21 protein-coding genes are annotated in these 23,536 nt (G+C 40.3%); 20 read left to right on the plus strand and 1 reads right to left on the minus strand.

From position 1 onward, the window contains the following. The first annotated feature begins 67 nt into the window (after nt 1–67). From HRJ06_RS08885 to HRJ06_RS08980, 19 genes are all read left to right on the plus strand, one after another. Complete coding sequence (locus HRJ06_RS08885) at nt 68–1,621, plus strand: acyl-CoA carboxylase subunit beta (RefSeq protein WP_174732150.1); 1,554 nt, start codon at nt 68–70, stop codon at nt 1,619–1,621. A gap of 98 nt (nt 1,622–1,719) precedes the next feature. Continuing rightward, a complete protein-coding gene (locus HRJ06_RS08890; RefSeq protein ID WP_174732153.1) occupies nt 1,720–3,411 on the plus strand; it encodes a class I adenylate-forming enzyme family protein in 1,692 nt (563 codons plus the stop codon). Nucleotides 3,412–3,760: 349 nt separating this feature from the next. Then, complete coding sequence (locus HRJ06_RS08895; RefSeq protein ID WP_338421069.1) at nt 3,761–5,332, plus strand: sigma-54 interaction domain-containing protein; 1,572 nt, start codon at nt 3,761–3,763, stop codon at nt 5,330–5,332. Nucleotides 5,333–5,572: 240 nt separating this feature from the next. Then, nucleotides 5,573–6,811: an ABC transporter substrate-binding protein gene (locus HRJ06_RS08900; protein ID WP_174732156.1), complete on the plus strand. Its 1,239-nt coding sequence runs from the start codon at nt 5,573–5,575 to the stop codon at nt 6,809–6,811. Nucleotides 6,812–6,869: 58 nt separating this feature from the next. After that, nucleotides 6,870–7,571 carry an ABC transporter ATP-binding protein gene (locus HRJ06_RS08905; protein WP_174732159.1) on the plus strand — a complete coding sequence of 234 codons (702 nt, stop codon included), beginning with the start codon at nt 6,870–6,872 and terminating at the stop codon, nt 7,569–7,571. A gap of 11 nt (nt 7,572–7,582) precedes the next feature. Further along, on the plus strand, nt 7,583–8,293 hold the full coding sequence (locus HRJ06_RS08910) for an ABC transporter ATP-binding protein (RefSeq protein ID WP_174732162.1): 711 nt from the start codon (nt 7,583–7,585) through the stop codon (nt 8,291–8,293). Nucleotides 8,294–8,306: 13 nt separating this feature from the next. After that, the gene (locus HRJ06_RS08915; protein ID WP_174732163.1) at nt 8,307–9,188 is read left to right on the plus strand and encodes a branched-chain amino acid ABC transporter permease; all 882 of its coding nucleotides are present in this window, start codon (nt 8,307–8,309) and stop codon (nt 9,186–9,188) included. Further along, entirely contained in the window at nt 9,176–10,141 is a 966-nt protein-coding gene (locus HRJ06_RS08920; protein ID WP_174732165.1) for a branched-chain amino acid ABC transporter permease, read from the plus strand. The genes HRJ06_RS08915 and HRJ06_RS08920 overlap by 13 nt, the downstream gene beginning before the upstream one ends. Then, nucleotides 10,138–11,034, plus strand: coding sequence for an acetamidase/formamidase family protein (locus HRJ06_RS08925; protein ID WP_174732166.1), 897 nt, complete (start codon nt 10,138–10,140; stop codon nt 11,032–11,034). Before HRJ06_RS08920 ends, HRJ06_RS08925 begins: the two co-directional genes overlap by 4 nt. A gap of 3 nt (nt 11,035–11,037) precedes the next feature. Continuing rightward, nucleotides 11,038–11,916 carry an aminotransferase class IV gene (locus tag HRJ06_RS08930; RefSeq protein WP_174732168.1) on the plus strand — a complete coding sequence of 293 codons (879 nt, stop codon included), beginning with the start codon at nt 11,038–11,040 and terminating at the stop codon, nt 11,914–11,916. A 328-nt stretch (nt 11,917–12,244) separates the two neighbouring features. Next, nucleotides 12,245–13,291, plus strand: a complete 1,047-nt coding sequence (locus tag HRJ06_RS08935) for a helix-turn-helix domain-containing protein (protein ID WP_174732170.1) — start codon at nt 12,245–12,247, stop codon at nt 13,289–13,291. Nucleotides 13,292–13,349: 58 nt separating this feature from the next. Next, entirely contained in the window at nt 13,350–14,747 is a 1,398-nt protein-coding gene (locus tag HRJ06_RS08940; RefSeq protein ID WP_174732172.1) for a M20/M25/M40 family metallo-hydrolase, read from the plus strand. A 268-nt stretch (nt 14,748–15,015) separates the two neighbouring features. Next, complete coding sequence (locus HRJ06_RS08945) at nt 15,016–15,474, plus strand: SMI1/KNR4 family protein (protein WP_174732174.1); 459 nt, start codon at nt 15,016–15,018, stop codon at nt 15,472–15,474. Nucleotides 15,475–15,636: 162 nt separating this feature from the next. Next, the gene (locus HRJ06_RS08950) at nt 15,637–15,876 is read left to right on the plus strand and encodes a DNA-binding protein (RefSeq protein WP_174732176.1); all 240 of its coding nucleotides are present in this window, start codon (nt 15,637–15,639) and stop codon (nt 15,874–15,876) included. Between the two features lie 126 nt (nt 15,877–16,002). Beyond that, on the plus strand, nt 16,003–16,188 hold the full coding sequence (locus HRJ06_RS08955) for a hypothetical protein (RefSeq protein WP_174732178.1): 186 nt from the start codon (nt 16,003–16,005) through the stop codon (nt 16,186–16,188). Nucleotides 16,189–16,345: 157 nt separating this feature from the next. Beyond that, entirely contained in the window at nt 16,346–17,224 is an 879-nt protein-coding gene (locus tag HRJ06_RS08960; protein ID WP_174732180.1) for a proline iminopeptidase-family hydrolase, read from the plus strand. Nucleotides 17,225–17,383: 159 nt separating this feature from the next. Continuing rightward, nucleotides 17,384–18,442 (plus strand): LLM class flavin-dependent oxidoreductase, encoded by a 1,059-nt coding sequence (locus HRJ06_RS08965; protein WP_174732181.1) that lies wholly within the window; start codon nt 17,384–17,386, stop codon nt 18,440–18,442. A 332-nt stretch (nt 18,443–18,774) separates the two neighbouring features. After that, the gene (gene brnQ / locus HRJ06_RS08970; RefSeq protein WP_174732182.1) at nt 18,775–20,133 is read left to right on the plus strand and encodes a branched-chain amino acid transport system II carrier protein; all 1,359 of its coding nucleotides are present in this window, start codon (nt 18,775–18,777) and stop codon (nt 20,131–20,133) included. Nucleotides 20,134–20,291: 158 nt separating this feature from the next. Further along, complete coding sequence (locus HRJ06_RS08980) at nt 20,292–20,747, plus strand: redoxin domain-containing protein (protein WP_277874665.1); 456 nt, start codon at nt 20,292–20,294, stop codon at nt 20,745–20,747. Between the two features lie 355 nt (nt 20,748–21,102). Here the strand turns inward: HRJ06_RS08980 and HRJ06_RS08985 are convergent, their stop codons facing one another. Continuing rightward, complete coding sequence (locus HRJ06_RS08985; protein ID WP_174732184.1) at nt 21,103–21,759, minus strand: nuclease-related domain-containing protein; 657 nt, start codon at nt 21,757–21,759, stop codon at nt 21,103–21,105. 325 nt (nt 21,760–22,084) lie between these two features. Here HRJ06_RS08985 and HRJ06_RS08990 point away from each other — a divergent pair, with 325 nt between their 5' ends. Then, a complete protein-coding gene (locus HRJ06_RS08990; RefSeq protein WP_174732185.1) occupies nt 22,085–23,476 on the plus strand; it encodes an MFS transporter in 1,392 nt (463 codons plus the stop codon). The last annotated feature ends 60 nt before the right edge of the window (nt 23,477–23,536 follow it).

The following is a 23,536-nucleotide window of genomic DNA, read 5'->3' on the forward strand; positions in this document are numbered from 1 at the left end:
CTATTTAAGTAACCTATGAATCTGGAAATCTTTCTTAAAGAAATACAAGTAATACGGAGGTTGTGCTATGTCTTGGGAGCAAGAAATTCAAGAAATTCGCCACAGAGAAGAGCTGGCAAAGAAAATGGGCGGAGAAGAGCGTGTTGAAAAACACCGCTCTCAAGGCCGTTTGCCTGTAAGGGAAAGAATAGACAAGCTACTTGATGAAGATAGCTTCCGCGAGGTTGGCGCGATCGCTGGAAAAGCCAAATATAGTGAAGGGGAGTTAAAGGAGTTCACGCCAGCCAATTTTGTTTGCGGGACCGGCAGGATCAGCGGAAAAAAGGTCGTCATTGCTGCAGATGATTTTACTGTAAGAGGCGGTTCAGCTGACGGAGCAATCATTGGGAAATCTATTTATGCAGAGCGAATGGCTCATGATTTGAAGTTGCCAATTGTCCGTCTTGTCGATGGCTCAAGCGGCGGCGGAAGTGTAATGGTCCTGGAGGAAATGGGATATACCTACGTACCAGTAAATCCTGCCTGGGACCTTGTCGTCGCCAATATGACACGTGTTCCGGTTGTTTCTGCCTGTCTTGGATCGGTTGCGGGATTAGGTGCTGCCAGGGTGGCGGCTTCTCATTTTTCCGTGATGGTAGAGGGTAGCTCTCAGCTGTTTGTTGTTGGTCCTCAAGTAGTCAAATATGGCCTTGGCCAGGATTTGACGAAGGAGGAGCTAGGAGGAGCACAGGTCCATCGTTCGAGCGGGGCCATTGATAACATCGCTGTAAGTGAAGAGGATGCCTTTAGGCAAATGAAACTGTTCCTTTCCTACCTCCCGCAAAACGTATGGGAATTGCCTCCTGTTATCGCTGCTGAAGATAGTCCCGAGCGCCGGGAGGAAGAGTTGATTTCTGTAATCCCGAAAAATAGGAGGAAGGTCTATAAAATTAGAGACATTTTGCCAAAGATTTTTGACAAGGATTCGGTTTTTGAAATGGGACGCTATTTTGGTGCAGGGACTGTGACAGCATTTGCAAGGCTCGACGGTCACCCGGTAGGAGTACTTGCTCCCGATCCATATATTTTGGGTGGTGGTCTGACAGCAGAAAGCTCTGATAAACTTGCCAGGTTTGTTGACCTTTGCCAAACCTTCCATCTGCCGATCGTAAATCTTGTCGATCAGCCGGGGATGGTTATCGGACTTGAGAGTGAACGGAAGGGGACAATTCGAAGGGGGGTCAGAGCCATTTCAGCCGTTTATCAGGCGACAGTGCCTTTGATCGAAATCATTATTAGAAGAGCATTTGGTGTAGGAGCAGCAGGAATGACAAACGGACACGGCTTGAATTTGCGGTATGCATGGCCATCCGGTGATTGGGGTTCTCTGCCGCTTGAAGGCGGGCTGCAAGTAGGTCTGCGAAGAGAGCTTGAGGCATCAGATGATCCTGAAGGCCTTCTTCAGCAATATTTGGATCGGCTTGAAGGGATCCGCTCACCAATCAGGACCGCCGAAGCATTTGGAATTGAAGAGATCATTGATCCAAGAGACACGAGACCGCTTCTTTGTGAATGGGTAAAGGACGCTTACCGGCTCCTGCCTGAGCAGCTTGGAATTTCCCAGCATGGGATGAGACCGTAGTATGAATGAATAGAGTTTCACTAATGCCAATCTGCATATAGGGTTGGCTTTTCTTTTCAAAAGATTCTCTGACGATGAATAATAAGGGAGTGCGATAAATGAAAAGCCTGTTTAAAAAAGAATACAGCTTGCTGAAGGAAAATGAAATGGTAACAAAATCTCTCGAGCATTGGGCTGAAGTACAGCCTGATAAAACCTTTGTATATTATGGTGAGGAGAAACTGAGCGTAACATTTCAGCAATTTAATCGAATGGCCAACAGCATTGCACATTCTCTAATAGATAAAGGAATTGTCAAGGGCGATCGAATCTGTGTTTTTATGAAGAATCCTTATATTACAACTTTAGCGATGTTTGGGATATGGAAAAGTGGAGCTGTATTTTGCCCAGTGAACTTTAACTTTGAAGGAAGACTATTAAGCTATCAGTTAAAGGATACTAACCCTAAAATACTGCTGACAGAGGAGGAACTTGTTCCAGCATTAAAAGAAATTTCTGATGGGATTTCGATGATTGAAGAAGTTGTATATTATTCTAACACGGCTGCCTCGAGCGGAGAGGCGAAAGGGAATTCCTTTGAAAAGCTTTTAGAAAACAAATCAGCTAATCCAGAAGTAGAGTTAAATTTCTGGGATACGGCTAATATTATCTATACCTCTGGAACTACCGGGCCTGCTAAAGGAGTCGTTCAGTCACATCGCTGGATAAATGGATATACGCATAATTTTAGAAAGCTCATGAATTCAAGCGATGTCGTATATAATGATTTGCCGCTCTACCATGTTGGGGGTGCATTCGCCAATGTTGCGAGAGCAGCTTATGTGGGATGTACGATTGGATTGTGGAATAAATTCAGTCCAACTGAATTTTGGCAGCGTATTGATGAATGTGGAGCAAGCAGTGCCATCCTGCTCGATGTAATGATTCCCTGGCTCATGAATGCAAAGCCTACAGCCGAAGACAAAAAAAATACACTCAATAAGGTTCATATGCAGCCCCTGCCTAATTACCATCACAAAGTGGCCGATCGCTTTGGATTTGACTATGTATCGGCAGGTTTTGGACAGACAGAATCAGGAAACCCTTTGGTAGGTTTGATCATTGAAACAGGCGAAGATGAAGGAACCCCTAAAACTTTGCAAAAGGGGTATTCAAGAGCAGAAATGCTGAATAGGGCCGAACAGCTAGGTATAACAACGATTGATGGAAAAAAAGAGTTAAAGAAGGGCTTTATGGGAAAACCATCCGCTTTGTTTGACGTTGCGATTTTAAATGAAAGGGACGAGGAGCTTGAACCCGGAGAAATGGGTCAGATAGCTTTAAGACCGCATGTTCCTGACATCGTCTTAACCGAATATTTTAATAAGCCCGATAACACAGTCAAAGCAATGAAAAACTGCTGGTTCCATACAGGAGATGCTGGATACTTAGATAATGATGGCTGTTTTTATTTTGTAGACAGGCTCGGTGATGTCATCAGAAGCAGGGGCGAGAAGTTTTCATCCTATCAATTAGAGGATATTATAAATGAACATTCTCAGGTAGACTTATGTGCTGCGTTCCCAATACCTGCTGAAGTAGGGGACGAAGACGAGGCGGCTGTATATATCGTTTTAAAAGAGGGGATCGAAGTCTCAGAAGAATCAATAATAGAGTGGATTAAGCAAAAAACACCAAAGTTTATGTGGCCAAAAGTTATTCGATTCACCGATGAACTGCCGCGTACCCCTTCGAATAAAATCCAAAAGCACCAGCTAAGAAAGATGCTTGAGAAAGAGATGACAATGTAAAACAGGGATACTGTAATAGGGTAGAAGTTTATAAAGCAAATATTAAGCTTCTCAATTATAGGCTAGAGAACAGTTGAAAAAATGCTGTTCTTCTTTTTATAAATAAAAAGTTGATACCTTGGTTGACAGTCGGTTAGACCAGATGCGCATATTCATTCTTCTCTGAAGTCTTCCTTATAGGATCCAGGTCTATAAAATATCTAATCATTCTAGTACTATACAGAAAATAGAAACTAGATTAGAATAATTAATAATATTATCGAATATTGTCAATTTACAGACATATCTAACATGTATCTGACATAGGAAACCTACTATAGAGAATAAATAGATTTCAAGGGGAGATAGAATGGAAAAGCATCTTTTATTTGAATCAATAAAGTTAGATGTGAAGAATTTAGAAGACTCGTTAATTAAAGAGGGAATCAATTATATATACATGAAAAAGGAAGACGAAGTTTATTGTGCAAAGGTAGCCAACTTTCTGAAACAGTACCGTTCAGGAAGAGATATTTTATTTTCAAAAATGAGTGATAAACGGAACGAGAATGACGATAGAATTGATTTTGAAACGATTCTATCTTCTCTTTACGATATTGTACATGTTACCGACGTTGAGGGAAATACCATTTATTGTTCCAAAAACTATGAGGATTATATAGGATTAAATCCTGAAAAAATGATGGGTAAAAAGGTAGCAGACTTTTTTAATCTAGGATATTTTACGCCTTCTATTACCCAAAGGGTTATTGATACAAAGAAAAAAACTTCTACCATTCAAAATACATATAAAAATAGAAAGCTGTTTGTCCAAGGGATTCCATACTTTGATAAGCAAGGTGGTTTTAAGGGAGTAGTCAATCTTTCAACCGACATTACTCATAAAGAAAAACTCCTTAAGGAGCAGAAAGAAGTCCAAAAGCTAGGATCGATCTATTTTGAAGAGGCTTTAAGGCATTTAGATAACAACGAGACACATACACCAGTCATATACAGAAGTGAATCAATGAATCAATCGATACAATTGGCAAACAGATTATCACAGGTAGATTCGTCGATTATCATAACAGGTGAATCTGGTGTAGGAAAGGGTGTATTAGTAAGGTATATCCATGATAACAGTTTGCGGAAGAATGGGGAGTTTGTCCATATTAATTGTGGCGCTATCCCAGAGAGTCTAATTGAATCTGAATTATTTGGTTATGAAAAAGGGGCATTTACAGGTGCACAAAAAGAAGGCAGAAAAGGATTGGTTGAAAAGGCCAACGGAGGTACTTTATTTTTAGACGAAATTGCTGAGTTGCCTCTTAATCTCCAAGTAAAGCTGTTAACAGTCCTGCAGGAAAAAAAGTTGACCCGCATTGGAGGTACAAAACCAGTTGATCTAGATATTAGGCTAATTACCGCAACGAACAAAAATTTACGGCAAATGGTACAAGAAGGTACCTTTAGAGAGGATTTATTTTACAGGATCTTTGTCATACCTATCGAAATTCCCCCTTTGCGTGAGCGAAAAGAAGATATCCCCGTATTAATTCATTACTTTATAGACTTATATTCTAATCGATTTTTTTTGGATCGACGATTAAGTGAAAAATGTTTTCAAATTTTAGAACAATATGATTGGCCTGGTAACGTTAGAGAATTACAAAACCTTATCGAAAGATTGGTCGTCATGTCCAACGGAGAAATCATCACAAGCGATCAGATTCCCTATTATATAAAAGAGAAACTGCAGTCTCATTTAACAGGCTTAACCGTACACGAGATGATGCCCATTCCTGAAGCAATCGAAGAGGTTGAAAAACAGCTGCTGCTAATGGCGTATAAACTTCATGGCTCAACTACCAAAGTCGCGAAGGCTTTAGGCATAAGCCAGGCAAGTGCAAGCAGAAAACTAACTAAATATTCTATTCAGTAAAGAAAGGAAGCTATTCCCTGGTGAATAGCTTACCCTTTCTTTTTTTTGGGCATAAAACCAGAAGTTTAATAAGAGTATTAAGAAAATAAAGTAAATTCAGCTATTACACTATAAAAACAATTAAGATTCAACCTGCAACTTTAATTGGCACGCATCTTGCAATATAGATTTCTAAGGAGGAAGGGGGAAGTTTTTTATAGTCGTTTTAAATCGTTGTAAATAAAAAGGGAGGCAATTCTATTGAGAAAAAAAATTAGTTTGTTATTCGTAATGATGTTCATGTTCGCTTCAATTGTAGGTTGTGCATCTTCATCTTCAACTGATGGTGGAGGAAATAGTTCTAGCAGCGAAGACGTTATTCGGATTGGTGGGATTGGGCCATTAACACCTCCGGGAAGCCCAGCTTTAGGTGAAGAACTGCAGCAGTCCATGCAATTGGCTATTGACGAAATTAATGCGGATGGCGGAGTTCTTGGGAAAGATTTAGAACTTTTCTACGAAGATAGCGCAGGTACGCCTGAAAAAGGTCAATCCGCAATGGAAAAGTTAGTTACGAAAGAAAAAGTAGTTGCAATTGCAGGTGAAGGCCATAGTTCTGCCGCTCTTGCAGAAATTGAAGTTGCCAAAAGAAATAACGTTCCTTTTATTGTAGCGGAAGCCTGGTCTGATTCGATTACTGAAAAAGGCTACGAGCAAGTATTCCGTGTGGCTCCAAATAACTCTATGTTTTCCAAGAGAGTAATAGAGTTTATTCAAGAATTTGGTTATGAAAACGTAGCTATTATTGCTGAAGATAGTGACTGGGGTATCGGTAATGTGGAGTTAATGGAAACACAGTTAGAGGAAAAAGGCATTAAATACAACAGCATTGTTGTGGATCGTAATACGAAAGACTTTGTTCCACAGTTACTAGAACTAACAAAAGAGAACGAGCCTGATATTTTACTTAATATCATGACAGGTATCGGAGCTTATCTTGTTGTAAAACAAGCTCATGAGTTGGGTATTTCACCAACTGCTGAAACAGCCATGTTTATGGGTGGTGCTGATGCAGCCTATCCAGAGATTTGGGAAACGACTGGCGAAGCATCAAAGTATGTAATCTGGCAGACCCCTTATTCACCAAAGGCAGATTTCACTGAGCTAACAAAACCCTTTGTAGAGGCATTTAAAAAGGAATACGACCGTAATCCTTCTTATGTTGGCCTTCACGGTTATGATACTGTAATTATTCTTGCAGATGCGATTGAACGAGCAGGATCAACAGAGCCCGATGCAATTATTAAAGCATTAGAAGAAACAAAGTTACTTGGTACAAGAGGTGAGATCACATTCCCGCTTGAAAAGGGACCTGATTACCACAACTGGCTGCCAGATTTATTGTTCATGCAATATACAGAAACCAACCAGAGTCCGGATGATGCAGAAATCGTGTTCCCTAAGAATGTATCAACGGCTGATATTATTGTCCCAGAATAAAGAAATTAAGGAAAAGGTGGAAATAGAAATCCACCTTTTCCCTTCATAGGAGGTAACTATGTTAAAGGTTGAAGGATTAACCAAACATTTCGGGGGAACAAAGGCGCTTAATGGAGTTAGTTTAGAAGTAGAAAAACAAGAAATTGTGGGTATTATCGGTCCAAATGGCTCAGGTAAATCAACTTTGCTCCATAATATAACGGGATTATATCTGCCTGATAAAGGAAATATATGGTTTGAAGGGACAGATATTACTAACCTTCCGATAGATAAAAGAGCAAGATTAGGAATTGGTCGAACCTTTCAAAACTTACGGTTATTTAAGTTATTAACTGTTTGGGAAAACCTTCTTGTTCCTGCTATCCAGCTTAAAAAACCTAAGAAGGAAATGGAAGAACAAGCGGCGGAGTTATTGGAATTGGTGAAGTTATCCCATTTGAAAAATGAACAGGCTCAGAATTTATCCATTGGTCAGCAGCGACTATTGGAATTTATTCGTGCTATGATGCTTGATTCAAAAATTGTTTTCCTTGATGAACCGACAGCCGGATTTCATCCGAATATGATCCAAACGTTTATTGATACCTTGCAGGAATTAAACCGTCGTGGGAAGACTTTCGTCATTATTGAACATAATATTCCAGCAATTATGGAAATCAGCACCAGATTAGTTGCTATTGCAGCTGGAGAGGTGTTAATGAGTGGTGATCCGCATTCAGTCCATTCAAATCCAGAAGTTGTTGAAGCATATCTAGGTTAGGGGGGATTCATTTGTTAAGCGTAAAAGATGTTGATTCTGGCTATGGAAATATACAAATATTAAACGGGTTATCTCTTGAGGCTCGAAAAAACCAACTAACATTGCTTATTGGCCCAAATGGGGCAGGTAAATCGACGTTATTAAAAACAATATATGGATTTGTAAAAACGACGAATGGTACGATTACATATGACGGTGAAGAGATTTCAAGTGCTGCATCTCATACTCTTGTTAATCGAGGGATTGGCTTTTTGTTACAACGAGTCAGTGTTTTCCCAGAATTGACCGTCGAAGAGAATTTAAAAATGGGTGCCTGGTCATTCAAAAGAGACAAAAATCGGATTAAGGATCGACTAGATTATATGTACGATAAATTTGAGATATTAAAAACTAAACGACATGAACAAGCTGGATTGTTAAGCGGCGGACAAAAAAGGATTTTGGAAGTATCAAGAACATTGATGTCAAGTCCGCGTATGATTTTGGTTGATGAGCCTTCCGCAGGGCTATCTCCAAAAATTGCGAAGGAAGTCTATCAGGTGCTACATGACTTGAAGGATGAGGGGATAACCATGCTTATGGTGGATCAAAACATCCGCGAGTCAATCCGGTATTCTGATCACGTCTATGTCCTGGAGCAAGGACGTGTTTCTTCAGAAAGTCCCGCTGCTGATATTAAAGATAACCTCAAAGAGGTAGTTGAATCATGGCTTAAATTTTAAAGGAGGGTCACAAATGGAAGCGTTTCTAGCTCAATTAACAAACGGGTTAATTATTGGGTGTATTTATGGATTAATGGCCCTCGGGTTAACGTTAATTTTTGGAGTATTAAAGGTTATTAATTTCGCACACGGTGAATTTTATATGCTGGGTGCCTATATATCTTACGTAGTTTCACAAATGCTCGGTTTACATCCAGTACTAGGTATCATAATAGCCGTCTTTGCAGTATTTATTATTGGGATGATAACAGAAAAGGCTCTGTTAACTCCTATATATGAAAATAAAGTAGACCAGAAGGATGAATATGCCCTATTAATAACGTTTGGCCTATCTATATTTTTAATAAATGCTGCGTTAGTCGTGTTTGGACCTTACCAAATGAGCCCTCAGCCGTTGGCAAATGGAGTATTTGATTTAGGGGTTCTCTCAGTTAGCTCAGGAAGATTATATGCAGTTATTTTAGCAGTCATTTTAATGGGGATAACCTTATTTATCATCAATAAAACTTGGTTAGGAACAGCATTAAGAGCTATATCTCAAGATAGAGATTCAAGCACAATCGTTGGCATAGATGCAAAAGCCCTTGGCAGTATAGCATTCGGTATAGGTGCAGCTATGGCGGCGGGTGCTGGAGCACTATTAGCGCCAGTCTTCTTGGTTTTTCCAATAATGGGAGTAGTGCCCGCAATCAAGTCATTTGTAATCATTGTTCTAGGCTCAATGGGGTCCGTTAAAGGTGCTATCTATGGAGCACTTATGCTAGGAGTGATCGAAAGTTTAGGAGTCTTCTTTCTTTCCCCGAGTTACCGCGACGCATACAGTTTTCTCTTATTAATATTAATTTTAGTCTTTAAACCAAAGGGCTTGTTTGGAGGGTCACAATGGAACAACTAGAGAAGAGGATTTTACTAGCATTGTTCTTAATTGCTTTAATACTGCCTTTATTCATGGATGATTACGTTCTTCACATTATCATTTTATCCTGCTTTTTTATAATGGTTGCATCTAGCTGGAATCTATTGGCTGGGTATTCTGGCCAGGTATCCTTTGCACATATGGCTTTATGTGCCATTGGTGCATATTCTTCAGGCTTGATTAGTACACATTTGAATCTTCACCCCTTCTTAACGATTATAATTGGTGCGCTTGCTGCAAGTTTCCTAGGCCTCATCATTGGAGTACTTACCTTAAGAATGAAAGGAAGCTATTTAGCATTAACGACTATTGCGTTCTCGGAAATTATTAGATTAGTACTAAATCTTGAGTATAAAGTTACGAATGGAAGTGTAGGTTTAAGTGTCCCTGGTTTATTTGGAGATGTAAGTTCAAAAATACCTTACTACTATACGGCTCTAGGCTTAGTGTGTTTGGTAGTTTTTAGTATATATAAACTAGTCTATTCCAATTTTGGTTTAACTGTCCGATCTATTAGGGAGGATGAAACTGCTGCAGCCGCAATGGGTGTAAAAGTTGTAAAACATAAGGTTATAGTTTTTGTGATCTCTTCCTTTATGGCAGGAATTGCAGGCGGGTTTTTAGCTCATTACAATATGTTGGTCAGTCCAGAACTGACAACCATTACACAGATGGGAATGGTCATTGCCATGGCTGTTATTGGCGGTCTTGGTACATTCATAGGACCTATTATTGGGGGGTTAAGCTTAGAACTCATCTCAGAATATGTAAAAGAGTTTGGTAATTACCACTTAATGATCTACGGATTACTTTTGATTCTTGTCCTTCGTTTCTCACCAAGGGGAATTGCTGGTTTGTTAAAGAAGAAAAGCAGAGTGCAAAATAATCCTATTATAAAAAGTAAGGGTCTTGAAAATGAGGTGCAGAAGTGAAGGTCATAAAGAAAGATCACCATATCTATTCATTTCGTCCTGATTTGACTTCAGTCGAATCTATTGAATCAGGTGAAATAATTGAATTCGAAACTTATGATAGTTATCGTGATCAGCTTAAGAGTGAGATTGTTGATCAATACTTTAAACTTGAAGGCGTAAATCCAGCAACTGGTCCAGTTTTTGTAAAAGGTGCTGAGCGTGGAGATACGATAAAAATCACCATTATCTCTTTAAAGTTAGAAAAAGAGGGCACGATGTATTTACGACCAGGGGCAGGAGTCTTAAAGGGCTATGTAGATCGGCCCGAGGTAAAAAAAATGAAGATTGAGAACAAAAGGATTATCTACAACGACGACTTCTCCTTTCCAATAAGACCGATGATTGGTGTGATTGGAGTGGGTACTGAGGAGGAAATTAGCACCTTCTCTCCTGGTCAGCACGGTGGTAATATGGATACTAAGGAAATTACAGAGGGGGCAATACTCTATTTACCGGTATTAACAACGGGTGCAAATCTTGCGATTGGTGATTTTCATGCGATAATGGGCGATGGTGAGGTTCCAATTTGCGGAGTTGAAATTGGTGGCAGGGTAACTGTAAAGGTTGAAGTAATCAAAGAAAAAATAAGCAGCTGGCCAATCTTAGAGGATTCTAAAAATTACTATCTAATGGCGTCTGCTAAAACGTTGGATGAAGCTACTCAGTTAGCAACAGAATCTATGTTTTTACTTTTAAAAGACAAGTGTTCCAAGTTTTCTGTAAATGATGTAATAAGGTTAATGGGGATTGTTGGAGATTTAAGAATTAGCCAGGTTGTTAATCCATTAAAAACAGCAAAGTTTGTTGTACCAAAAGATGTATTCAAGGTCAATTTAGGGGAGGTGCAGTAAAATTTGACGCGATCATTAGGATATCTAAACGGCCGGTTTATTCAGTTAAGTGAAAATGTTTTACCCCTGGAGGAGAGGGGGCTGCAGTTTAGTGACAGTGTTTATGAAGTGGTTAAAGTTTACAATGGCGTTCCATTTACCTTACCTGAACATATAGAAAGGCTGAATCATTCAGCAACCAGCATTCTTTTGGATCTGCCTATTCCTTCTGAAAAAATAATGGAGATTGCAAAAGATGGTATTTCTCAATTGAATATGGACCATGGTACGGTCTATATTCAGATAACAAGAGGAAATGCAGACAGGAACCATGAGTTTCCGGAAAATAGCCAGGAGAATATTATTATGATCTGGAAAACGGGTTTAGCAGGTCTTTCCGGAACAATTAGTGAAGGTAAATCTCTAATTACAGTACCTGATGAACGTTGGAGTAACTGCTTCATCAAATCAACCTGCTTGTTGCCGAATGTTATTGCTAAAGAAAAAGCAGTAAGAAACGGTTTTTATGAAGCCTTATTTATCCGAAGCGGCGAGATTAAAGAATGTTCCTCAATGAATATATTCTTGGTCAAAGACGGGATCATTAAAACTCCTCCAGCAGATCAATCTATTTTAAATGGGATTACCAGACAAAAAGTCATTGAAGTGGCTAAAAGAGCGGGACTTGTCGTTCTAGAAGTTAAACTTTCAATGGATGACGTAGAAGTATCAGACGAGGTGTTCATAACTAGCACAACCAAGGAAGTTGTTCCGGTCACAAAAGTAGATCAATTTTCAATAGGGGATGGGAAGCCTGGTGAAACATACAAGCTCATCCACCAATTATTTAGCGAGGCTATTGAAGAAGAGTGCCGGGCTGTAATAGAATTGCAGTCTGATTAAAACTTCAAGGCATTTTTCTAAAAGATTGTTGTTTTTGTATGAGTTGTAAAACTAAATTTGATTGGAGCGGTAGGTGCGAGACTCCAGCGGGATCAGCGGACAGGTGAGACCACAGAGGGGCTATTGTGCCGAGGAGGCTCACCGCCCGTCCCGCGGAAAGCGAGCATCAGAAGCGGAAATCGACGACTGCATTCTAAATAGCAACAAAGTATACGAAAACAGCCAACTTAAAAAAGAGAAAGTAGACCGCCTTGTCTAGTTTCTCTTTTTTGATGATAAAAGAAGTTTTATAATACACTAGAAGCCATTGAACTAAAGAGGTGGAACGATGTCAATTAGGAGAAAGACGATAGAAGAGCTGCTAGATTTAGAAGGTGAATTGATTCAGGCCAGAACCGATGAGCAAGGTGGTGCTCTTTACCAGCTAGTTTCAGTTTATGAAGCACTGTTCAACAAGATTTCCGCTGACCCTGAGAGTGAGTACACAACGAGTTTGCCTAACATCAAAAAGAAGCTTATTAACTATCTTGTTAAATATGGTACATACATGAAGACTGAATATCGGAAGGATGACAATGGGGCAATATCTGCGTTGAAACTGGCTTTAAGTATTGAGAAGGATATTCCAATTGCGCATTATCGTTTAGGATTTTTAAGATATAAAGAAAAGAATTATACGAAGACCATGAATCATTTTCAACACGCTCTCCGATTTCAGGAGAAGGGGATCAATAAAGAATACAAGATGAATGATCAGCAAGTATATAATACCCATCTTTATTTGGCCAACAGTGCCCTTTTTATTGCGAAGGAAACTCAGGACTCTCTAAAGGGTTTAAAACTTAACGTTAACATGGAAAACCTCCCCAACTATGAAACGTCTCCTTTATATGACCTGATCTCCCAGAATGAGCTGTATATAGCAAACAACGCTTATACGATTGTGACCCCTGATGGAAAAAGACTCTGCATCAAAGAGGAATGCGAGGAGTTGTCGGAACCAGCCAATACGATTATTCTAGACCTAATCAACAATGAATCGGTTGTCAGTTTTAATGGCGGCAAAGAGGTGCGCTTGTCAAAAAATCACGTAGAGATGCTGCGGTTATTTTTGATGGAAAGCAACAAGGATAATCCGCTAACGAAGAATCATTTTTACGACCTTTTCTCGAGGACGGGTGACAATGGGGAGATTCTCTCGAACACTTATACACGAAATATTACGAGGCTGAGATATAAGCTTGCTGAAGCAGGTTTGGAAAAAATGGTCATTGAAAACAAAGCCGGCAGCAGGGAAACGGCTTACTTTTACAATCAACAGTTTCCGTATTTGATTATGCATCGCAGCGATGAAGCGTTTCTTCTGAGTGAATGACAGGGGTGTCATCGACCTTTTGAGATAATAAGTTTACAAACAAAAGGGAGATGATACGATGAAAAACTGGAATCAATTATTCATTCGTCATGGCTGGAAGCTTGCTGAAAAGAAAGAGAACTTTTTTGACATTAAAGGTGAAACAGAGGAAAACATCAGCTTTTTGCTGGAATGCCTTGAAAAGTCACGGGTCCAGTACAAGTTGAATGGCGGCATGTTAAGTTTGCCTGCTTTAGCTATCTCTGAGGAAGACTGGCTGGAGGCGGTTAGTTTTCAATACAGGGGCAGAGGGGAAGGTTTGTGGTTCCGACCGGGTGTAGAGGAGCCTAAGCTTCGTGAATTGGATGTGTACATTAGCGGAATTGTCCGCCAGCTGAACCGGCTCGGCTTTTACACGGCCGGCTCCTGTGATGGGCATGGCAATAGAACCGCACATGTAATGATTACCTTACACCGTACGATGGAGGAACTATCTGAATTGCTCCACGCATTAGGCTTGAAACGAGTGCATGTTAGGGAACAGCGAAATAGTTTTCACCTATCCTTGCCGTTGCAGCAAACTGAACTGCTGGACCTAGCCGAGAAACTAAGCTTGATTGAAGAGAGCTGGATCGGGCAAGGATACGATTTTATAAAAGAAAAAATATTCTATGTGCTGCTTGAAAACCTGTTAGCTATTCCTGGAGTAAGCGGCAGGGAAGAAAGGGTTAGGGAATTTGTAAAAGAGCGGCTCGCTCCATTTGTCGATTTTATCACAGTGGACCGAGCTGGGAATTTGTTAGCTGAAAAAACGTATCGGACAGGGAATGGACCAGTGATCCTTTTGAATGCCCATCTTGACACAGTATTCGAAATCGAATCTGGGAGAGAGATTCTAAAGGATGGAAGAGTGTGGTATAGCAGCAAAGGAATATTAGGAGCTGATGACCGTGCAGGGATAGCTATCCTGCTCCATATAGCCGAACAGCTCCATCTATCTTCAACATTCAGCGGCAAAGTGAAGTTTATTTTTACGGTGGAGGAAGAATGCGGATTGGTGGGAGCAAGCCAGGTTGATGAGTACTTTTTGTGGGGGACAGATGCAGCAATTGTAGTTGATCGTTCCGGCAAGGGCGATATTGTGACTTCGTGTGGGGGATATATCCCTTTTTGTGACGCAAGCTACGGAACGTTTTTTGAAGAGGCAGCAGCAGAAGAAGAGCTAAAGGGCTGGGCAGCAACTATAGGCGGAAGCAGCGATACAAGAATCTGGGCGGAGCATGGGATACAAAGTGTTAACCTTTCGGCTGGGTATGGCAAGGAACATACTAATCAAGAGTTTCTTGATGTGTCGGCCTGCTATGAAACAGCAAAGCTGATCGAGGGTGTTTTCAAGAGAAGTAGTGAGCTAAGAACAATATTAAGAGAGATCAAGAGAAAGAGAATGGCTTCAACAATTCTTCGGCAGGCTCTGTAAAGGTGTTTTGATGTGGTCACTTCGTATGAGCAATTGAGGGCAGTAGAGGATTCTACTGTTCTTTTTTTGTCTTCGGGATAAAAGTGGCAGCTAAAAATAATTCAACAATCAGTGATGCAAATTTGCCAGCTTGTTTAGAAGGTGAAAAAAGTACTACCGGTTAGGAGAATAGGTGCAAATTCTCCCTTATAAGGGTAGTGTTTTGTAGTAGGCATAGTGATAATATAAATGTAATTATTTCTAAGGTTTTTCTGAAAGGAAGGTTACTGTGACTATTAATAAAGCATTTGAAATTATAGAAGACAATTACGAGGAAGCAGACTTTATTGGAGAAATAAAGGAAGAGAACATTATAGCAGCAGAAAATAAATTACAAGTAACATTACCAAAAAGCTACAGACTCTTTTTACAAAAGTATGGTGCAGGGGATATTTTTGGAGAAGAAATCTTTGGGTTGGGGATTGAGGAAAGTGGTATACCTAATATGGTTTGGATTACTGAACAGCTGAGGGAAGAAGCACAGCTTCCTAAACAATTAATTTGTTTCTACTTCACCGGATATGATGGTGAATATCTTTGCTTAGACTGTTCTAATATCAAGAGAATTAAAGATGATCATGCAAAAGTTGTTTCTTTCTTCAGTGGGCTCGCGCTCGAAGAACAGCAATTTGAGATTATCGCTGACACCTTTGCTGATTTTCTTTTGAATCTGTTAACCGACTCTTAAGAAGATTAAAAAATACTGTTCCAAATAAAAAAATATATCTCTACTATTAGTTACTCATGAAGGCTGTGAAGTGTTAGCTGCCATCAAAGGAAGCTCTTTGTAACCAGCAGGGTTGAACTCGTCAATTGGACCATTTTGATGATTAGAGTACGAGGTGAAAATATGAATCAGCCAACAATAGATGAAGGAATCGGTAAATTAAAGTTAGTTCTGGGCGGTGAGATGACAAGAGAAGAGGCAGCCGAGTGGGCTGAGTTCTTTGTAATGTGTGATATTCCTGCAATCGAGGATGAGAAGGTTTGGGACTTATTAATAATAATTAGCGGCATAGATATTTTATATTCACCAACCTCTTATCTTCATAGTGAGGAGGATATAGAGGAGTGGATTAAAGAAGCTTGAGCTCTCATTGTAGAAAAGGGTATGTATTTGAATAAAGGCTGCAGCCAACTCTCTTACAATTTTTTGAGAGAGAATGGAGCACTCAATCTCCAACAGAGTCTTGATTCGAAATTCGGAGGCGAATATATGATATCGAACATTTCCAAGAGTTTCAGTGAGACTGAATTTACGGGTGGGCGTCTTAAAGAGAAAGATATTTTGAAAGAACAACAGAACAGGAATGTTGCCAAATTGAAGATTATGATTGCGACTCCTACCTTAATGGTTAAGCAGTTGCCTGTTCGGAACAACGAAATTTCCAGGAGTTTTTGAGCTTTGGTATAATCTTAGTCAAAATGAAGTTCTTATTTTATAAGGTGATTTTAATAAGACTTATTTTGCCTTCTGATAGTTTTATTATTTGACCGGGGCCAACTCGAGATATATGGATTAAAGGAAGCATCTATTTACATAACAAGGGGGAAGCATCATGTATGAAGAGGGATACATAAAGGTATCAGGGGGAAGGGTTTGGTTCGAGTATTACAATAAAGGTGCAAGTGGCACGCCCGTGATTGTTCTGCATGGGGGACCAGGGTCATCTAGCTATTCACTTAAGGGCTTGAAAGATCTAGGTGATGGCAGGCCTGTTATCTTGTATGATCAGCTTGGCTGCGGGAAATCAGGGCGCCCGAATGACCCATCTTTATGGACAATTGAGCGGTTTGTGGAGGAGCTTGCTCAAGTGAGAGAAGCATTAAACCTTGATGAAGTCCATATCCTCGGCCATTCATGGGGGACAACGCTTGCCGCAGCGTATTGTTTAACGAAACCCAGCGGGGTAAAGAGTGTGATTTTCTCCAGCCCGTGCCTGAGTGCGCCACTGTGGGAACAAGACCAAGCCAAGAATCTACTGGAGCTTCCTATAGAAGTTCAAGAAACGATCAAACGCTGTGAGGCAGAAGGGACAACTGATTCAAAAGAATTTGACGAAGCGATCGAAGAATTTAACAAGCGATTTGTTTGCCGCCTAGATCCATTTCCACAGTGGTTAAAAGAGGGCTCACATTATCGTAGTCCTGAAGTGTACAACATCATGTGGGGGCCGTCTGAATTTTCCGTGAAGGGAAATCTTAAATCATTTGATTGTACACCAAAATTAAAGGAAATCACTTGTCCTACTCTTTTTACATGCGGCCGTTATGATGAAGCGACTCCGGAAACAACAGAGTATTACAGCCGCCTCACTCCTGATTCGAGTTTCTTTGTGTTTGAAAACAGTGCTCATATGCCATACGTAGAAGAGCCTGAGGCGTATTTGACTGCTATCGGTAAGTTTATGAATTTCGTTGATAAAAAGGACTTGTAAAGTTTACCGAAAAGACTCCCACGGGAACTTTATAGGTAACCCTAAGCATACCAGGGAGTCTTTTATTTTTGTTCCTATCAAACCAAATGGTATATTAGATGAATCAAGTGTGAACATACATAAATGAAATCGGTTACGAGAAGTTGGAGGTATTTTTAAATGGAAATAGGGTTAAGTACTTTTGTAGAAACAACACCAGATCCAAAAACCGGTGAGGTAATAAGCCACGCGCAACGCATTCGCGAAGTTGTCGAGGAAATCGTTCTTGCAGATGAGGTAGGGCTCGATGTATTTGGTGTCGGTGAACATCACCGTGAGGATTTCGCAGCTTCCTCTCCAGCGATTATCCTCGCTGCCGCTGCATCGCAGACGAAAAAGATCCGGCTGACAAGTGCAGTGACGGTTCTTTCTTCTGCCGACCCTGTCCGTGTTTTTCAGGATTTTTCTACAGTTGATGCGATCTCAAATGGCAGGGCAGAAATTATGGCAGGGAGGGGTTCTTTTATTGAATCCTTTCCTTTGTTTGGTTTTGATTTAAAGCATTATGAAGAGTTATTCGAACAGAACCTTGAGCTTCTGTTAAAAATACGGGAATCTGAGATTGTTTCGTGGAAAGGCGGGCATCGGCCGGCTATTCAAAATCGCGGGGTGTATCCAAGAACCGTTCAAGACCCATTGCCAGTATGGATTGGCAGCGGTGGCAACTCTGAATCTGTTGTCCGAGCAGGACTGCTCGGTTTGCCTTTGGTACTAGCGATTATTGGCGGAAGGCCGCTTCAGTTTGAGCCATTAGTAAGACTTTATAAAAGAGCTGCTGCAAAAGCAGGCCATGATGTATCAAAGCTGCCGGTTGCTTCCCATTCGCACGGGTTTATCGCTGAAGATACCGAAACGGCAGCTGATAAATTTTTCCCATCAACTCAGCAGGTTATGAACAAGCTAGGCCGTGAACGAGGCTGGGGACCATATGACCGGACAAGCTTTGATGCGGCGCGCAGTTTTGAAGGAGCCTTGTATGTAGGCGATTCGGATACGGTGGCTGAAAAAATCATTCACCTCAGAAAAAATGTCGGAATTACTCGTTTTATGCTTCATACGCCTGTAGGCACTATGCCTCATGATGAGGTGATGAAATCGATTGAATTGCTTGGAAAAGAAGTGGCTCCGAAGGTTCGCGCAGAAATAGCCAAGTGGGAAGCAGAGAACGCAGGAATGTAACGAAGACTAAGCAAGACCGCAGCTAAAGATGCTGCGGTCTTTTTTTTTTAGGAAGCTTTAGTTCCAAGTTGCGATAATCGTGGGGGTTGTCTTCATCTAGCTCACAGCTCCAGGTCAACACAGTACCGCTTTCGCTCTTGTAATTGCCCCAGTCCAAACCCAATGAAAGGGAGCTTGGACTTTACTGACTTATTTTTCCTCGAAAAGTATTTGTAGAATTTTGTCGATTAATGTTGCTTTTTGGTTGCCGGCATATTAATATATTAAAATAATATTCTAATAATTGAGCAAATGCAAAAATTAGAAATCACTTACTTTGGGGGAACTTACTAATGAAAGAAAAATTGTCATTTTCAGCATATACCGCGATTGGAGTCATGTTGTTCGCATTGTTTTTCGGGGCAGGGAATCTAATTTTCCCTGCACAGTTAGGCCAAAATGCCGGAACCAATCTTTGGCCAGCTATCACAGGCTTTTTAATTACCGGAGTAGGCCTGCCCTTACTGGGAATTTTGGCTATGAGCTATTCAGGGAGCAAGGATTTGCAGGAGCTTGCTAGTCGGGTAACTCCAGCTTACGGAATCTTTTTTACAGTTTTGCTTTATTTAACAATCGGACCTTTCTTTGCAGCCCCACGTACAGGAACAGTTGCCTATGAAGTTGGGGTCGCTCCATTTTTAAGCGGAGGTCTTCAGCAAACTGGTTTGGTTGTGTTCACGATCATTTTCTTTGCCGCTACACTTCTTTTCTCACTGTATCCGGCCAAGATTGTTGATACAGTCGGTAAGATTTTGGCTCCCGGTCTAGTTGGTTTACTTGCCATTCTATTGCTTGCTGCAGTATTTAATCCAATGGGAGGCTTTCAACCAGCTCAGGAAGCTTATCAAAGTGGATCATTTGTCACAGGCTTTTTAGAAGGATATAACACGATGGACGCTCTTGCGTCACTTGTCTTCGGAATCATTGTGATCAAAGCTATTCAAGCAATGGGCGTTACGTCGACTAAAGGTATTCTCGTATCTACTGCAAAAGCGGGCGGAGTAGCAATTGGGCTGCTTGCTGTTATTTATATCGGAATTGCCTACCTTGGAGCATCAAGTGTTGAAAAAATCGGTCTTGTGCCAACAGGCGGTCAGGTGCTAAATGGGGCAGTTGCCCATTACTTTGGTACTGTCGGATCCTTGCTTTTAGCGGTCCTTATTACTCTTGCGTGCTTAACTACAGCAATCGGACTAACGATTGCATGTGCTGAATATTTCCATAGCTTATTGCCGAAATTTGGCTACAAAACACTAGTCGTGTTCTTTTCAGGGATTACCTTCGTAATTGCAAACTTTGGATTAGCCAACATTATTACATTCTCTATCCCTGTACTAATGTTCCTTTATCCGCTTTCGATTGTCCTAATCCTGTTAGCTTTCTTATCGCCATTATTCAATCACTCACGTCTTGTCTACGTTGCAACCATTGCCGTAACATTTGTTCTTAGTTTATTTGATGGATTAAAGATATTATTTGATTCACTCGGAATTAATCATGCAGGGTGGATGGTTTCGGTCTCAAGTGTACTTGAGCAAACTTTACCACTTTACGGCAAAGGACTTGGCTGGCTTCTTCCAGCCCTTATTGTTATCGTGATTACAGGAATTGCTTCCCGTATGCAAAAAGTTACCGCTGCAGAAGTTAACTAGAATTTTAAAACCCGGTCTCCAAATAAGGAGATCGGTTTTTTTGATGTCCCAGCACAGTTTGCTCTGATAGGTCTAGTTGCAGCCTTTAAGGGCAATAATATTTAAAGGAGAATTTTTAAAAATTAAGCTGCTAGGAGGAACTATTCTTGGGAGATTCTTTGAAGAAAGGTGATACTGCGCCAGATTTCTCATTGAGTGCGACAACAAAGGATAAGATTTCTTTGTTGGATTACCGCGGGAAGAACAATGTCGTGGTCGCTTTTTATGGTATGGACTTCACACCTGGCTGAATTAAGGAAATCACCTCTTGGAAAGAGGATTACAAACGATTTGAAAAGTCAGGTGCAGAAGTTTTGCCGATCAGTGTGGACCATATTCACTCACATCGTGTCTTTGCTGCAAGTATGGGCACATTGCCATACCCGCTTCTGTCGGATTGGGATAAAGAGACAGCAAAGAGCTATAAGGTTTTTAATGAAAAGGGTGGAGTCGCAGTACGCTCAGTATTTGTGGTTAATAAAGAGGGAATCATTACATACCTGAATACCTCTTTTAAAGCCGATAAAAAAGAAGATTATGAAGCAGTTTTCGAAGAACTGGAAAAATTAATGTAAAACAAGAGAATTCCACACTTAGGTGTGGGATTTTTGTCGGTTAAGGGTGGCTTATTGTATGTATGAGAGGGTCGCGTATGGTTTATCGATCATTCGGGGTGTTTTATCGATCAGAAAAAAGCATTTATCGATCGTTAGCAGAGTTTTATCGATCATAAAATTAGTTTATTGACAAAGCAGTGTCCAATTTGTGAAGTAAGGTATTGTTACTGATTTGCTCAATTGAATATTAAAAAGTTAAAAAGAGAATTAGCGAAGACTTCGAGGGACTCGCGCTGGCCTAAGGTTGAGATTTTCGAAATCTATATGAAAAAGAAGATCTTAACCAAAAAACTTGGCCACGATCTTCTTAAAGTTAAGGATAGATATTGCCTTTAATAGTATGATTTCTTTCATTTATCTCTGCAGGGTCTGTTTGACCTTTTTTATTATATAGAAAATAGGCTGATAGAAGCTGCTTTAGTTTTTGTCTGTGAAAATGGCTAAGCATATTTGGTCCTTTTGCTGATTGAATTTCATTAAGAACGTTGCTGCTGTTAATGACCGCGGCCTGTTTAAATGGCTGTGTATATTCGAGTTGGGTATCTGGACCAAATACAATAATTGAATGGACATGGACATTCTTACTACTTTTCCCAAGACAGGCCTGCAAGGCTTTAATATGTCCAGCGTTTTCCCAGATAGGATTATAAATTTGATCGTTTCGGTTTTGATTAGTCTGCTTCCAAAATTCTTTTTGTTCAGCCCCAGTAATAACTCCATTATAGTTTTTGGTCTCAATAACAAATAACCCTTTAGAAGAGAGAACAATATGATCAATCTGAGTGGTTTCGCCGTTTTCTTTAGGGAGATACAGATCATTGAGAATAGTGTATTCGTCAGAATCAAGGTTGGTTAGAATTTTTGCAACATGCTTTTCTCCAAAAGGACCTTTTATTTTTCCATTACTCCGATTAAGCACCCACATCGCGAGTGCAGCACCTATTATAACCATGATTAAATAGGTTATCATTATTAGCCTCCCCCGGGATAATTTATCTGATGATCCATTTTGCATGTAATTTGAACCGAAGTTGCCCCTTAGGGCTTACTTACCCTTAAATTAAGATTGTAAAGATTTTGTCTTCTTTTTAATCTCAATTTGCTGAGTTTTACTAAGTGGCTCAGTTACTTATAATAAAAGTGCATCACAAATAATACAGTCAATAGTGCTGAAAACGTAATTTTATCGTGAGGAATCCCATTTATAATTTTCCTTCCTAATCACTTTACTGGATTTTATTGGTTTTGCTGTTTATGATAATTAGATAAGATGGAAATTAAAAGGCAAAGGGAGAATGAAAGAAGTGACCACAATTGCTGGACAACTCGGTGAGGAATATAACCTGACCAAAGCAGAGAAAAAGAAGCTCCTCATATTGATTTGTTCTGTCTTGTTATTTTCTGTTATGAATGGAACCATGTTTATGATTGCTGTCCCAGATATTGCTGTATCGTTTGCGCTTTTGCCTTCACAGGTAAGCTGGGTTGTAACAGGGTATATTATTATATACGCAATTGGCGCATTAATGTATGGGAAATTAGCAGATATTTATCCATTGAAAACACTATTGACGATAGGGCTTAGCTTGTTTGCGCTGGGTTCGATTTTAGGCTTTTTCTCCCCAAATTACATATTGGTAGTCCTTTCTAGAATCATCCAGGCTGCGGGAGCATCTTCAATCGTTGCACTTGTATTTATTGTCCCATCAAGATATTTTCCGGAAGAAAGGGGCAGGGTATTAGGGATTGTCTCTAGTACAATGGCTTTTGCCTCTGGTATCGGCCCCGTGATTGGTGGATTTGTGGCAGGTGCGATCGGCTGGAAGTTTTTATTTTTAATTTCTGCGTGTGTAATCGTTACGATTCCGTTTTTTCGAATTTGGATGCCTGAAGAGGACCGGAAGACAGGGAAAGTTGATTTCCTGGGTGCTTTGTTTGTGGCCGTTGCAGTTGCTACTCTAATTCTTTTTATAACGACGTTTAACTGGTGGTTTATCGGCATCAGCATAGGCTTCTTTTGCTTATTTGCTTGGAGAATATTCACCAAAGATGATCCATTTATTAATCCTGACTTGTTTCGAAACGCTCCTTATCGAACGACCATTATTTCCGGCTTTTTAGCAATCATGACCATGTTTGGGATGATGATCATGATGCCGTTAATGTTAAGTGAGGTAAACGAGTTAAACACGTTATTTATTGGTCTCACCCTATTTCCAGGGGCGATGGCTGCTGCCTTAACAGGTAAGTGGGCAGGAATTTTAACCGATTTGAGGGGCGGCAAGCAGGTGGTTTACATTGCTTACGCCTTAATGATCCTTGGTTTCTTTCTGTTATCTACCTTTATTGGAAGCAGTGCCTGGGTTTTAAGTATTGTAATTATAATAAGTTATATCTCTTTTCCCTTTATTCAGACGGCGACTGCAAGTTTAATCGCATCAGCACTTCCTAGAAATGAAATGGGAGTCGGAATGGGAATCTATAACTTATTTAACTTTATGTCCGGTGCCTTTGGGGGAGCGGTTATAGCGAAAATGCTGGATTATGACAGCAGCTTCTTATTAAATCCTTTATCGGTAGCAGAGGGAAATGAAATGATCTACAGCAATGTTTTTATTGGCCTTCTTGTGCTGACGGTTTTAAACGGTTTTTATTTTCACTCCGCTTTTAAAAAACAAGAGGGTTGAGATCACCTCTTCTTCTTTAAAAAGTCTTGTTTCAGGCACTTAAGTTTGTTTCCTGTATTC

This window comes from Mesobacillus harenae, from assembly GCF_013343715.1.
GTDB lineage: Bacteria > Bacillota > Bacilli > Bacillales > Cytobacillaceae > Mesobacillus_A > Mesobacillus_A harenae.